This window comes from Streptomyces fodineus (assembly GCF_001735805.1).
Lineage (GTDB): Bacteria > Actinomycetota > Actinomycetes > Streptomycetales > Streptomycetaceae > Streptomyces > Streptomyces fodineus.
Genome location: NZ_CP017248.1, coordinates 3827220 through 3841560 on the forward strand (window position 1 = coordinate 3827220; position 14341 = coordinate 3841560).

The window sequence follows — 14341 nt, forward strand, 5'->3', positions numbered from 1 at the left end:
CCTCTCGGTCCGCCTCACTCGGCGAGGTACTTGTCGATCTCGCCGGCGAGCTGTTCGGCCCTGGTCGTGATGAACCAGCTGATGCCCCCGGCGAGCAGGGCCTCGTAACCGCCGGTGCCCGCGTCCCACTCGACGGCGATGTCCACCCGGCAGCCGGCCTCGCCGAGCGGTACGACGGTGAAGTCACGGCGCAGGGACGTCCACATCCAGCAGTCCCCGGCGCTCAGGCTCGGCCCGTCGGGGCCCGCCTCGTACCGGTCCTCCCAGACCACGAGGTCCTCGCCGAGGGTGCCGGCGAACTCCGGCTCGACCGGCGGGCAGTCCTCCTGCTCGGGGTGGAGGCTGAACGGGTCGAGCAACCTCGGCCGCCGCCCGAGCAGTTCGCGCACGGCGTCCGCCGGGAACGGCAGCCGAACGCTCAGCCGCTGCGGCGACATCGCCGCCACACCCGTGGCGCCGCCGGCGCGCTGGTGGGCCTCGACCTCCGCCAGGACCTGCTCCAGCACGTCGAGTCCGTGGTCGAGTCCGGCCTCGTCGATCACCATGGGCGGCTGCACCCGCAGCACGCTGTTGTTGTACAGCGAGTACGTCGACGTCACCTGATGCCGGATCAGCAGGCGCAGCACCAGTCCGCCGAGCGCCTCGTCGTGGAACTCCAGGCCGTGCATCATGCCGAGACCCCGGTGGGCGCGCACGAGCTCGGGGAAACGGGCGGGAAGCCGGGTCAGCCGCTGCCGGATCTGCTCCGCGCGGGCGTTCACCCGGGCCAGGAACTCCGGTTCCGAGGCCAGTTCCACGGCCGCGAGACCGACCGAGCAGGACAGCGGGTTGCCGCCGAGGCTGGAGCCGAAGGTGGACGGCGTGCGCTTCAGCGAGGTCCACACCTCGGCGGTGCCCAGCACCGCCGAGATCGGCAGCAGGCCGCCGCCGAAGGCCTTGCCGATGCACACCAGGTCGGGGAGTACGCCGAACTGCTGGTGGGCGAAGAAGGTGCCGCAGCGGCCGAAGGCCGTCTGCATCTCGTCCAGGATCAGCAGCGCGCCGCGCTCGGTGCAGATGCGGCGCACCTCGCGCAGATACTCCTCGGAGGGCACGATCACACCGCCCTCCGCCTGCACCGGTTCCAGCAGGACCGCCGCGGTGTGCTCGTCCACGGCCGCCTCGATCGCGGCGACGTCGCCGAACGGGACCTGCCGGAACTCGCTCATCAGCGGCCGGTAGACCGCCTCGTGCTCGGGCCGGCGGGAGGCACTGAGGGTGGCGATGGTCTTGCCGTGGAAGCAGTCGGCCGCGGTGACGAAGTACGGCCTGCCGGTGGCCGCGCGGGCCAGCTTCAGGGCGTTGTCGATGCTCTCGCCGCCGCCGTTGGCCAGGTAGGAGTACCGCAGATGCCCGTCGGTGAGCTGCGCGAGCCGCTCCGAGAGACGGATCTGCACCTCCTCGAACAGGATCTTGGTGCTGTTGAGGTTGGCGGTGTCCAGACGGTCCCGCAGGGCCCGCACCAGCCGTTCGTGCGAGTAGCCGAAGGACTGGTTGCCGTACTGGTCGAACAGGGCCAGGAAGGGCCGGCCGGTCTCGTCGTAGACATGGCATCCCTCCCCACGGCCCTGCACGCCGCAGCCCATGGTGAAGGCCATCTTGGCGTAGGTGGGGTGGTTGTACGCGGCTTTCGTCTCGGCCAGGGTCTGGCGTTGTGTACGCACGTCCGCTGCCCTCTCGTCAGTGGGAGCCGGAGGCCAGGGCCGGGCCGTCCGTTTGCTGCAGGTAGGTCCGGCGCCGCTCGGCGTAGTCGCCGAAGAAGTACTCCAGCAGCTGGCGTTCCTTGCCGTGGCTGCCGGGCACGCGCTCCGCGGCACCGGCGAAGTCCAGGCCGGCGACCAGGCTGAGCGGTGCGCCCGCGAACCGCTCGTCGGGATAGGGCTTGCAGAGCGCGACGAAGCCGAGGGAGCGGTAGAAGCCGCGCAGCTCGCCGGTGTCGTCCACGAAGAAGTCGCCGACCAGGCGGGTCGCACCCCACCGGATGCCGTGCAGCAGGCCCTCGCGCATCAGGGCCATGCCGAGCATCTGGTGCCGCACGTCGGGCCGGGTCATCAGATGCCCCAGCTCCACCACCCGGTGCCCGTCCTTGAACTCGGTCAGATCCGCGACGTCCTCGCAGGGCAGCCCGAGCTCCGAATCGCGTACGACCTTGATGCAGCCGACCGGTTCACCCTCCAGCCGGGCGAGGATGTAGTCGGCAAAGGCGTCGAACCGGTCGAAGGTCCCGGCCATGTCGCCCGCGTCGTCGAGGCGGCCCTGGTCCTGGACGTAGACCTGGTCGCGCAGCCGCATGACGGCTTCCTTGTCCGCGGCACTCGTCGCGAGCGCGTAGGAGGTCCGGTCGGTCATCGCGCCGCCCTCCCCTCGCCGCGGATCAGCCGGCCGAAGAAGTCGCGGTAGCTGCGGTGGTAGAAGCGGGCCCGGGGGGCCACCTCCTGATGCACCTCGGACAGCTTGTGGAAGGGCAGGGTGGGCAGCAGGTGGTGCTCGACGTGGAAGTTGTTGGTGTTGGTCAGCCACGCCATGAAGCGGTTGGAGGTGATGGTGCGGGTGTTCTCGAACACGTCCGGGGTGTCGGTGTCGCAGCGGAAGTGCTCGGGCAGTTCGATCAGCGCGTGCGCGGGCAGCCCGACCAGCGCCAGCGGCAGCAGCCAGGCCCAGACCACGGCCCAGGAGTGGGTCAGCGCGGACGCCGCGACCGACCCCGCGAGGGTGCCGAGGATCACCAGGTGGTCGCGCCGGATGCGGCGCTGGGTCAGCGGGCTCTCCTCGCCCAGGTCACGGCCGGTCAGCACGCGTGCGGAGGTGTGCAGGAACTGCTTGTAGTGGGCGATCATCGTCAGGCGGTACAGCCACAGCCCGGCCGTGCGCACGGCGGAGCCCTGCTCGCTGCCGTACTGGTCGCCGTAGTCGAAGAACTCCTGGTTCTCCGGGGTCCCCAGGTCGCGGTGGTGGCGCAGATGCGACACCTGGTAGGCGGCGAAGGACACCAGCGTCGGCAGGCCCAGGAGCACACCGGCGACGACGTTGGGGCGCCGGCCGCGGAAGGCGATGCTGTGCAGGGTCTCGTGCTGCAGTTCCAGCATGTGGGCGAACATCAGGCCGACGACGACCGTGCCGAGCGCCCGGGACCACAGGGCCGTGGTCAGGGTGAGGTAGATGCCTCCGGCCAGCAGGACGGCGACCAGGGCGAGCTTGGCCGCGAAGATCCGGCCGTCTATCTCCCGCCGCAGGTGTTTGTACTTGGCGAGCAACTCCGGGGTGTCCAGGGACTGTTCCGTGTTTTCGAGCATGCCTTCTCCCAAGGGGGCGGCCTGGTCGCCGGCCCCCTGTGTCAGCGAATGCGGCGCAGGTCAGGGGTTGGAGACCCGGCGGGCGAGGCCGGCTACGGTCGGGGCGGCGAACAGCTCGCGCATGGTGGGCTTGACGCCGAACGCGGCGCGCACCCGGCCGAGCAGGCGCGCGGCGGACAGCGAGTCGCCGCCGAGTTCGAAGAAGTGGGCATCGGCGTCCTGCGTGGGTACGCCCAGGATGTCGGCGAACAGGTCCGCGATGCGCTGTTCGGCGGGGTTCAGCGGGGCACCCGAGGCCGTGGCCGTGGCCACCGCGGGTGCGGGCAGGGCGGCGCGGTCGATCTTCCCGCTCGGAGTGAGCGGCAGCTGATCGACCACGGTGACGAGCGGTACGAGATGGTCCGGCACCTGCTCGGCGAGGCGGGCGCGCAGCTCGGCCGGGTCGAGGGCGGCGCCGTCGGCCGGCACCACGTATCCGGCCAGCCGGTGCTCGCCGGGCCGGTCCTCGCGCACCATGGCGGCAGCCCGGGCGACACCCGGCAGCCGCAGCAGGAGTGTCTCCACCTCGCCGAGCTCGATCCTGAAGCCGCGCACCTTGACCTGGTCGTCGTTGCGGTTGAGGAAGACCAGGTTGCCGTCCGGGGTCCAGCGGACCAGGTCCCCGGTCCGGTACATCCGGCTGCCGGGCGGGCCGAAGGGGTCCGGTACGAAGCGGGCGGCGGTGAGTCCGGGGCGGCCCAGATAGCCGAGGGCGAGGCCCGCGCCCGCGATGTACAGCTCTCCGGGCACGCCGGCCGGCGCCAGGCGCAGCCGTGCGTCCAGCACATAGGCCCGGAAGCCCGGTACCGGCCGACCGATCGGTATGGCCGCCGCGTCCGACAGGGTGAGTTCGTCGCTGACCGTCGAGTAGACGCTCGCCTCGGTCGGCCCGTAGGCGTCGATCAGCCGCCGGCCGCCGGTCCAGTCCTGCACCACCTGGGGTGTGCAGGCCTCGCCGGCCACGACGAACGTCACCGACGCGGGGATCTGTGCGGGGTCGAGCACCTGGAGCACCGAGGGCGGCAGCATCACATGGCTGACGGCGTTCTCGGTGATCAGCCGCTCCAGTTCGGGGCCGGGCTGCAGCTGCGACTTGTCCGCCACCACCAGGGTCCCGCCGGTCAGCAGGGTCATCCACACGTCGGCGACCGACATGTCGAAGCTCGGGGACACGAACTGGAGCAGTCTGCTGTGCGCTCCCAGGCCGAAGCAGTCGGTGGCCAGGTTGCGCAGATTGGCGGCGCCGCGCTGCGGGACGACCACGCCCTTGGGCGAACCCGTCGAGCCCGAGGTGTAGATGACGTACGCCGGATGCCCGGGCGTGAGCGGACGGGTGCGGTCCTGCTGGGTGAGGGGCGCATCGGACAGCCGGGAGATCCTGCCCCGCACGCTCGGGTCGTCCAGGTTCACCCGGATGGCGTCCAGTGCCTCCATCGGTTTGGCGGTGGTCTCGTCGACCAGCAGCAGTACCGGGCGGGCGTCGGCGGCCATGTAGGCGAGCCGGGGGGCCGGGTAGCCCGGGTCGAGCGGGAGGTAGGCGGCGCCCGCCTTGAGGACCGCCGCCATGGCCGCCACCAGCCGGATGGAGCGGGGCAGCGCGAGCGCCACCACATCGCCGGGGCCCACCCCGCGGGCGATCAGCAGCCGGGCGATCCGGTTGGTCTGCGCGTCGAGTCCGGCGTACGTCACCGAGGTGGCGCGGTCCTCGATCGCGACGGCGTCGGGCGTCGCTTCGGCCTGCCGGTGGAAGAGGTCGGGGACCAGGTGGTGCGGGCCGCCCGGGTCGGCCGCGGTGCCCCAGTCGAGCAGCAGGGCCCGTTCCTTGGCGCCGACCAGGTCGGGCCGGGACACCGGGGTGTCCGGGCCGCTCTCCACGGTCTGGTCCAGGAAGTCGAGCAGACGCCTGAGGTGGTCCTGTGCCTCCTGTTCGGTGTAGAGCCGCGGGTTGGCGTCGACGATCAGCTCGACCTCGTCGGCGGACGACTGCCGGAAGGTGAAGCTGATGTCGTCCACGCCCACGCCCTGCACGCTGCGCCGCAGGGCCGGGCAGGATCCGAACGACAGGTCCGACTCGAAGCCCAGTACGTTCACCACCGGTCCGGAGACCTGCCGGCCCTGGCCGACCAGGCCGAGGTCACGCAGCAGGTCCTCCGCGCGGTACCGGCCGTGCAGCAGCATCTGCCGGATCTCCGAGCGCACCCGCCGGGCCAGTTCCGCCCAGGTGTCCGCGGGATCGCAAGTGACCCGCAGCGGAAGGATGTTGGCGGTCATGCCGGGCACGTTGCGGCCCGCCTTGCTGGTGCGGCCGGAGATCGGCATGCCGAGGGTGACGTCGGTGCGGTCGGTGAGCCGGGCGACGTACACCGTCGTGGCGGTGATGGCGAATTCGGGCCAGGCCACGCCGAGGCGCTCGGCGGTGGCGAAGAGCCGCGCCGCGCGCGCCGGGCCCAGGTCGGTCTTGACCCGCTGTGTCCCGCGCGGTCCGGGCGCGGGCCGTGGGGAGAGCGTCGGCGGCTCCGGCGCTCCGGCGAGCCGGCCGAGCCAGAAGTCGCGGTCGCGGCTGCGGCGTGCGGAGGCGTGGTAGGTGCGGTCCTCCTCCTGGAGGATCTCCATCGGCGCGAGCGGCACGGCCGGCGCCTGGGGCGTGTCACCGGCGAGTTCGGTGTAGATCTCGGCCAGCCGGCGCCCCACCAGGTCCAGGCTCCAGCCGTCCAGGACGATGTGGTGGCCGCGGCGGTAGTAGAGCAGATGGTCCTCGGCGAGGACGAACAGCGCGGCGCAGAACAGCGGACCGGCCACGAGGTCGGTACGCCGCCCCATGTCGGCCTCCATCCAGGCGAGCGCGGCGGCGCGGGCGTCGGGGCGGCCTCGCAGATCGACTCGTGTCAACGGCCAGCGTGGCTCGTCGCCGAGAATCTGTACGGGGCCTTCCTCGCCCTCGGCGAAGGTCACCCGGCAGGCCTCGACCTCCGCGGTCAGCCGGTCGTGCGCGAGGGTCAGCGTGTCGGCGCTGACGGGGCCTTTGATCTCGAGGTAGTCACCGACGTTGAAGGTGGATCCGGTCGGGTCCGCTGCTTCTCCGGCGAACCAGACCCCGAGTTGACTTGCGGTCAGGGGTCGACTCGGTGCCTCGCCGGACTGGCGAATCACAGTAGGCCTCCAAGGAATTCCGGGCATGCCGACGGGGCCCTAGGGCCACGGCTATGGGACCTGTGGGCAACATGCAGGTCGAAAAGACTGAGAAGGCCGGGGAATCTGTCAGCGAGCGATGTTGCTCAGGGCCGGCCAGATCAGATCACCCGGGGCAGCGGCGGCCGGCCACGTCGGGGCTTCCTTGAAGGTTTCGGCTCTTCTTCCGGTGAATGCCATATGATTCCGTCCCCCGTTCACACCATCAGCCAGTTTTTATCGGGCTGCGACTGAAGTGACGGCGAGCCTGACCGTCGGGCATCATCTTTCCCGCTCCCCTCCCCCGGTCGCAACGATCTTCGGCGGCTTGAACCCGCCATGACCGGAACAGGACAACCGAGCGTGCGGCCGGTCGACAGAATGCGGTTTTCTGCCACTTGTAAAAAGCGCCCACAGCGCCGGGAAAGAGGGTGTGCCGTCGCCGGCGGCGTTCAGAGGGTCGCGATATCGGCGACGACGATGCCGGGGACGACGCCCATGACGTCGGACGATGCCACCTCCAGGGTGCAGTCCGAGCGGCCGCTGCCGCACAGGACCCGCCCCATACCGGTGACGGCGGTGTCGACCACCACCGTCACCGCGGGGTGCGCGCACAGCGGAGTGACCCCGCCGGGCTCCATGTCGAGCCGGCCGAGCAGGTCGGGGCCGGCCGGCCGGACGTCCTGCCGGCGGGCACCCACCGCCGAGGCGAGCTGCCCGTACCGGATACGGCCGGGACCGGGGATCGCGGCCAGCACGATGACGCCGGAGAGCAGGCCGAAGGCGAGGGTCTTGACGGAGTTGAGCACGTCGTCGCCGGTGAACACGGTGCGCGCGAGGATGTCCTCTCCGGTGCGGATCGCGTCGTGCCGGTGCACGACGTACTCCACCCCGGCCTTCTCGAGCAGTTCGACCACCGCTGGGGAGGGCATAGCCGACGAAGTCTCCACGCTGCATCCTCGCTCGTACCGCGACCCGCACAGGCCCGAAAGCCTAGCGCGCCGGCCCTCCCCGGCACCGGCCTTCACGGTACGCCCCTGGCCCTCCCCTCCCAGGCGCGCGCCCACCGCCGAGACCTTCCGCACGGGCCGCCCCCTGCGTTCCCCCAGCCACGGACGCGCCCCTCCCCACCCCGCGACCGCGACCTTCCGCACAGAGGGCCGCACCCGCCTTCGCGCTACGACTGGCCACCTCGCGGGGATGCCGTAGCCATCGACGCGCCGCGACCTCGGCCTTTCTCACCCTGCGCCCGCAGCCTCCGCGGTGCTGCCGCCAAGGCCTCGCCGTGTCCTTCCACGAGATGCGGCCGCACCCGCCTTCGCGCTACGACTGGCCACCTCGCGGGGATGCCGTAGCCATCGACGCGCCGCGACCTCGGCCTTTCTCACCCTGCGCCCGCAGCCTCCGCGGTGCTGCCGCCAAGGCCTCCCAGGGCGACCCCGCCGGGCGGAGCGGTGGCAGCGTGGGCTGTCGGGGTCAGGCCTCGTCGGTGGGGGCGTGCCGGTCCTGTGGCGTCACCCCCGCTCCGACCGGTTCGCGGGCTATCGGGGAGAAGTCGTAGCGGTCCAGGGGGTCGGTCTTCAGGTCGGTGATCAGGGCGTTGGCGGCCTGGACGCGGGAGACGACCGCGGGGCTGGCCAGGGTGATCGCGATGCTGTCGGCGAACGGGGCGCCCATGTCGGTCAGCTGAAGGGTCTCGTCGGACACCGCGAGCAGGCCGTGCTCGATGAAGGGCGTCAGTTCGCCGGCGAAGCGGTCGAGCGGGTCCGCGCCGTAACGCCGGCGGTACTCGGCCCTGTTCACCCCGCTGGAGCGCAGCGGGAACATCACCGCGCGGCGCATCCGCTCCTCCAGGTCGAGCTCGGCGCTGCGCCACACCGGTGGGCGCCCGCTGTCCACGGCCGCCATGTACCGGTCGAGGGTGCACTCGTTGTAGAACTGCGTGTGGCCGACGTACCCGAAGCCGGACACCCCGAACGGCAGCAGGTTGATGTCCTCGATGGAGTCGTACTTGTTCTCCTGCTGGCGCGAGTGCTGCTCGGCCTTGGCGTAGTAGAACAGCGGCCCCCGGCGGAAGCCCATGTGCCGCATGATCGACTCGGTGATGAAGTGCATCAGCAGACGCTCTTCGTTCCCGGGGAAGATCTCGGGCGACTTGCGGTAGTGCATCGAGATCGGGTCGGCCTGCTTGAACATCAGCGGGAAGATGTTGAACTTCTCGACGCCCGCCTCGAGCAGGGTGCGGATGCTGGAGTACCAGTTCTCCGCGTTCTGGTACGGAAGCCCGAAGATCAGGTCGACCGAGAGGTTGTCGACGCCGCGGTCGGCCAGCATCCGAAGCAGCCGGTGCACGTCTGCCGCCGTGTGGCCCCGGTTGAGCTTGCGCAGGATGCGGTCCTCCATCGACTGCACCCCGAACACCCAGCGGTTCACACCCGCTTCGGCGATGGCGTCCAGCCGCTCGCCGTAGTCCGGGGCGTCGATCACGCTCGGATGGAGCTCGAAGGTCGTCTCCGTCTCACCGGTGATCCGCACCGCACCGCGGAGTCTCGCGAACACCTCGGTGATCTGCCGGGGGCTGAGGTACGAGGGTGTGCCGCCGCCGAAGTACACCGTCTGCGCCACGGGGTGCCCGGTCAGCTCGCCGGTGCCCGCCAGCTCCCGGTACAGGGCGCCCAGATACCGCTCCACGCGCTGCTCGGGCGGCAGGATCTCCTTCGCGAAGTGGCAGAAGGTGCAGCGCTGTTCACAGAACGGGATGTGCACGTAGACACTGCACCGATCGGTGGCCAGCGGCAGAAATCTCTCGGGCCGAGCCGAACCCATCGCCTTGAGCGGCGGATAGGTGCCGATCAGGTAGTAGTTCTCGATCGGCTGTAAAATTCCCAGTTTTTCGAGTGCGGGCAGGGGAAGCGCCGCGACACTGGCCCGCGCCTCGTCCAGGACCTGCCGAAAGGACGGAAATGCAGAGGTGGATGCATTGCTCAACTGCTAGCTCCTTGAATGGCCGCTCCGACGCGGCGGCGGATTTCGACAGCAGTGAACCAGCCAACCCGTTCAAGGGAACAGAGACGTTGACCGGCTGTCAACCGACCCGTAGAGAATCAGCCAGCGTCCACGTTCTGGGACGGGGGTTGACACTCCGTCCGGCGACCGGGTTGGCTTTCGTTTCCATGTGAACACGACCCGGCCGGACAGGTGTTTTCCTTTGTACGCCGAGCGGCCGGGCGTCAATTCGGCCGACGCGGCAGGGTTTGATCCACCGAACAGCTTCGTCGAAAGCCAGGGGGGCGTGTCATGCGTGTGCGCAGTTTCCGGGGACAAACCTACGACGAGGTGTTCGCCACCTGTGACCTGCCGCCCGAACCCGGTGCCGGCGCATTGTCGGAGGCGGTCGACCGGTTCCGCCACCGCACCGGCGGCATCCCGCTGACCGCCGTCGTCTTCGGCACCCTGGGCGCACGGTCCGGGGAGTTACCGGACCTGCCCGCCGTCCACGCGGGCGACCAGTACCCGCGCCGGTCCCCGTCCGCCGCCCTGGAGATCCGCGGCATCGTGCCCACCTCCCCCGCCGTGACCGTGGACGCCGTGGCACCGGGCGCGGTGGCGGTGCGCAGCGACGGGACCACGCGGCTCGTGTGCGCCGTGGACCGCCCGGCGGGCGCCGGTTTCGGTGCGCAGGCGGCCGAGGCGTTCGAGACCGTCGCCTCCGCCCTCGCCCGGGCCGGCCTCAAACCCCAGCACATCAGCCGGACCTGGTACTTCATCGGCGACATCGACCACAACTACGAGGAGTTCAACACCGTCAGGAACTCCTACTTCGACGCGTGGGGCCTCACCCGCTACCCGGCGAGCACCGGGATAGGCGCCGGCCTTCCGGGAACGGCGTCGATCAGCGTCCTGGTGGAGGCCACCGACGCGCTCGAGGGCCAGTTCGGCACCTTCGACACCGGCCTGCAGTGCCCGCCGGTCACCTACGGCCCGCGGTTCGTCCGCGCCAACGAGGTCGTCTGCAACGGCCTGCGCACCGTCAACATCTCCGGCATCTCCAGCGTCACCCGGGACGGCAGCTCCCTCAGCGGCGATCTCGACGCACTGGTCGACCACACCCTGCGCTCCTTCTTCGACCTGCTGGCGTCCACCGGCATGACGGCGCAGGACATCGCCTCGTCCTACGTCTACTGCAAGGGCGACGAGGTCCGCCGGGTGTACGAGCGGTACGCCGAAGAGCGGCAACTGTCCTTCCCCCGGCTGGTCAACCACGTGGACGTCTGCCGGCCGGATCTTGCACTGGAGATCGAGGCCAGGGCGGTGCGGCCGGTCCCGGCCGCGGAGCACCTGTCGTGACCGTCGTCATCATCGACAACTACGACTCCTTCACCCACAACCTGGCCCACTGCGTCGCCGCCGGCGGCCGGCCCTTCAAGGTGCTGCGCAACACGGTGTCCCTGGCCGAGATCGACGCCGCCGCCCCGACCCACCTGGTGCTCTCCCCCGGCCCGGGAGACGTCGGCGATCCCGCGAGCTACGGCGTGTGCGAGGCGGCGCTCGCCCACTACGCGGGGCGCGTTCCGGTACTGGGCGTCTGCCTCGGCCACCAGGTCGTCGCCAAGCACTACGGCGCACGGGTGCGGCGTTGCGGCGTGGTGCGGCACGGCTGGGTCTCGGCCGTGGACCGTACGGCGCCCTCCGGGCTGTTCACCGGCATCGGCGCGCGGTTCACGGCGATGCGCTACCACAGCCTGGCCGTGGCCGCCGAGTCCCTGCCCGCGGACCTGCGGATCACCTGCGTGGCCGCGGAGGACGGCGAGGTCATGGCCGTACAGCACCGGCGGCACGCCGTCTACGGCATCCAGTTCCATCCCGAGTCCATCGGCACCGAAGAGGGGCCGACCATCATGCGGAACTTCCTGCGAGTATCCCCAGGATCGGAGAAGTCATGACCGCTGAGTGGATTTACGACGTCTCCGGCGCCGGCAAGGCGGAGATCATCGACCAGATCATCGAGGCGGAGAAGCACATTCCGGGCCTGGTGTTCAGCTACCCGCCGATCTCGACCTGGCAGCCGGAGGGCGTCACGGACCTCACTCCGGAGGATCTGTGGGAGGGAAGCGACGTCTTCTCCTTCAACCTGTACCTCCACATCCCGTTCTGCCGCCAGAAGTGCAGCTTCTGCTACTACAGCGTCGCCGTCGTACAGGACGACACCCAGGTCATCTGGGACTACCTGCACTGCCTGGAGAAGGAGGCGCTGCGCTACCGCTCCGCGGTGGCCGGCAAGAAGGTGGAGACGGTGTTCATCGGGGGCGGCACGCCGAGCCGGCTCAACGAGGAGCAGATCCACTTCCTCTTCGACCGGGTCATCGGCCGGTTCGACCTGTCCGAGTGCCGGGAGATCACCTACGAGTGCTCCCCCGACTCGGCGACCCGTGGCCGCATCGGGGTGATGGCCGAGCGGGGCGTGAACCGGCTGTCCATGGGCGTGCAGAGCCTGGACCCGGAGATCCTGCGCAAGTCCCGGCGCAACGACAGCCCGGACGAGGTCGTCGCGACGTACTACAACATGGTCGAGAGCGGCGTGCCCAATGTGAACATCGACCTCATCGCGGGCATCGAGCGCGAGGCGTTCGACAACATGGAACGCACCATGGACGCGGTCGCCGCGCTGGACCCGATCCCCACGCAGATCACCCTGTTCACGCTGTCCGTGCGCGAGGGGTCGATCAACAAGAAGACCCTGAAGGCGGAGGAGCCCGCCGACCTCTTCCGGCGCAGCCTGGCCCTGTACCGCTATGCGAAGCGGCGGATGGACGCGCTCGGTTACTGGCAGTACTCCCGCAACCTCTTCCCGCGGGACAACTGGATCTTCCACTACCAGGACAACCACTGGGGCAGGAACGGCTATGTCCTGGCCCTCGGTTCGAGCGGCTACAGCCACGCGCACGGCTACACCTACCTCAACACCTTCAACTACCGCCAGTACATGAAGAAGGTGGAGGCCGGCGAGAGCGCGGTGGAGAAGCTGTACCCGCTGACCGCCGAGGAGTCCCTGCGGCGCCATCTGGTGCTCGCGATGAAGCACACCGAGCTGGACATCGACGACTTCAACTCCTACTACCCGGACGGCACCCGGCCGCTCGACCGGTTCGAGACGGTCTTCGCGGCGCTGGAGGACCTCGGGATCATCACGCGCAACGAGCAGCGGATCCGCTACCGGCCGGAATACGCCGACCTCGCCGACCGCTTCGTACGACTGTTCTACTCCGAGGAGGCCAACGGGCGGATCCGGGGCGAGCGACGACAGGACCTCCAACTGACCCGCCGCGACGCATTCGGCTTCACCATCTGATGCCCCCACAGCCGCCACCCTCCCCCACATCCCCGACTCCACCCACACCCGCGCGTCCGTCCCTGGATCCGTCCCCCTCCCCGGCCGCACCCCTGTCTGCCTCGGCCTCCCCAGCCCCAGCCCCAGCCCCGACCGCGCTCGGCGCGGAAGGCGGTGAGTGGTTCGTGGGGTCTCCTTACCGGCTCGTCGGTCCGTTGGAGCAGCGCTTTGGTGATGTGCTCTGCTATCGGCTGTCCGGCGCGGACGGTCGGCGACGGGTGCTGCTGGCCGTTCTCGACGCCGTGCGCACCGTTCATGAGGACGGGCCGCTGACGCCCGACGGCCTCGCGGACGTCCTGGACGAGGAGCAGCGCCGGGCCGACGCGGCGGTCGGCGGGCCCCCGTTCGTCGGGGACGTCGTCTTCGCCCTCGCCCACGACCTTCAGTGGAGCCTTCGGCCACCGGAGTTGCCCACCGCGCCGCGGGCGGCCCGGCCGCACGGCCCGCTGGCGGTGCTCGCCCGGATCGGTTCGGCGGCCGTGTACGACGAGACCGAGCGGACCGTGCGGACGTACGGGCGGCACGCGGACGAGCTGGCGGCCGTCGTCCGCGCCGGTGCCCGGGACCCGGGGCCCCAACCACCCCCCGGCGCACCGCTGACCCGGCCGCTCACCTGGCTGGACGCCGAGCGGTACGAGCGTCAACTGGCCCTCGCCAAGCGGTATTTCGACAAGGGCGATGTCTACCAGGCGGTCGTCTCCGTACAGGTGCGGGTGCGGCCCCATGCGCCGGTGCACGCCTACTTCGCCACGATCGCCGAGCGGTACGACTCCGCGACGTACGCCTACTGGCTGTCGGCGGCCGGCACCCGCTTCTTCGGGGCCTGCTCGCTGCCGCATGTCATGGTCGCGGACGGCAGGATACGGACCCGGGTGTTCGCCGGGACCGCCCCGGCCGACGACGGAACCGGGTCCGCGATCCGACGGCTGCGCGAGGACCCCAAGTACTTCAGCGAGCATGTGATGCTCGTCGACCTGGAGCGCAACGACATCGGCTCGCTCGCCCTGCCCGGCCGGGTGCGCACCGAGCGGCTGCTCGAGCCCCTGGTCATCGGGCCCACGACCTATCTGGCCACGGACGTCCTCGGCGAGCTGCCGCCGGGGACGGGTCTGGGCGCCGCGCTGCTCGGCACCTTTCCGCGCGGTGTCGTGGTGGGCGCGCCGAAGCTGCGCGCCCAGGAGGTGGTGGCCGAGCTGGAGGAACGGCCGCGCGGGTTCTACTCGGGGGCGCTCGGGATCTACCGGGCCGGGACCCGCTCGGTGGTGTCCAACACCATCGTCACCTGCGGGGAGATCGAGGGGGACGACGTCGTCCTCAGCTGCGGCGGCGGAGTGACCAACGAGTCGACGGCCGCGCAGGAGCTGTCCGAACTGGCCCTGAAACTTGCCTACTTGCGATAGCCGGGGCACCGCAC

The 14341-nt window shown here is 70.4% G+C and carries 10 protein-coding genes; 4 read left to right on the plus strand and 6 right to left on the minus strand.

Annotated features, from left to right (window positions below; translation table 11 throughout):
- Positions 1 to 14: 14 nt before the first annotated feature.
- The 6 genes from BFF78_RS15700 to BFF78_RS15725 form a co-directional block, all read right to left on the minus strand.
- Positions 15 to 1703 carry an aspartate aminotransferase family protein gene (locus tag BFF78_RS15700; protein WP_069778933.1) on the minus strand — a complete coding sequence of 563 codons (1689 nt, stop codon included), beginning with the start codon at positions 1701 to 1703 and terminating at the stop codon, positions 15 to 17.
- 16 nt (positions 1704 to 1719) lie between these two features.
- Entirely contained in the window at positions 1720 to 2388 is a 669-nt protein-coding gene (locus tag BFF78_RS15705) for a GNAT family N-acetyltransferase (RefSeq protein ID WP_069778934.1), read from the minus strand.
- Complete coding sequence (locus BFF78_RS15710; protein ID WP_069778935.1) at positions 2385 to 3332, minus strand: fatty acid desaturase family protein; 948 nt, start codon at positions 3330 to 3332, stop codon at positions 2385 to 2387. The genes BFF78_RS15705 and BFF78_RS15710 overlap by 4 nt, the downstream gene beginning before the upstream one ends.
- A 60-nt stretch (positions 3333 to 3392) precedes the next feature.
- Positions 3393 to 6521 (minus strand): non-ribosomal peptide synthetase, encoded by a 3129-nt coding sequence (locus BFF78_RS15715; protein ID WP_069778936.1) that lies wholly within the window; start codon positions 6519 to 6521, stop codon positions 3393 to 3395.
- Between the two features lie 470 nt (positions 6522 to 6991).
- Positions 6992 to 7471 (minus strand): YbaK/EbsC family protein, encoded by a 480-nt coding sequence (locus BFF78_RS15720; RefSeq protein ID WP_069778937.1) that lies wholly within the window; start codon positions 7469 to 7471, stop codon positions 6992 to 6994.
- Between the two features lie 544 nt (positions 7472 to 8015).
- Entirely contained in the window at positions 8016 to 9527 is a 1512-nt protein-coding gene (locus BFF78_RS15725; RefSeq protein ID WP_069778938.1) for a coproporphyrinogen-III oxidase family protein, read from the minus strand.
- Positions 9528 to 9836: 309 nt separating this feature from the next.
- On the opposite strand from BFF78_RS15725, the gene BFF78_RS45465 reads away from it, so the two are divergent.
- From BFF78_RS45465 to BFF78_RS15745, 4 genes are all read left to right on the plus strand, one after another.
- On the plus strand, positions 9837 to 10886 hold the full coding sequence (locus tag BFF78_RS45465; RefSeq protein WP_069778939.1) for a Rid family hydrolase: 1050 nt from the start codon (positions 9837 to 9839) through the stop codon (positions 10884 to 10886).
- Positions 10883 to 11482, plus strand: a complete 600-nt coding sequence (locus BFF78_RS46200) for an anthranilate synthase component II (protein ID WP_069778940.1) — start codon at positions 10883 to 10885, stop codon at positions 11480 to 11482. The genes BFF78_RS45465 and BFF78_RS46200 overlap by 4 nt, the downstream gene beginning before the upstream one ends.
- Positions 11479 to 12888 (plus strand): coproporphyrinogen-III oxidase family protein, encoded by a 1410-nt coding sequence (locus BFF78_RS15740; RefSeq protein ID WP_069778941.1) that lies wholly within the window; start codon positions 11479 to 11481, stop codon positions 12886 to 12888. Before BFF78_RS46200 ends, BFF78_RS15740 begins: the two co-directional genes overlap by 4 nt.
- Positions 12889 to 13052: 164 nt before the next feature.
- Positions 13053 to 14327: a chorismate-binding protein gene (locus tag BFF78_RS15745; RefSeq protein ID WP_159033009.1), complete on the plus strand. Its 1275-nt coding sequence runs from the start codon at positions 13053 to 13055 to the stop codon at positions 14325 to 14327.
- Positions 14328 to 14341 lie beyond the last annotated feature (14 nt).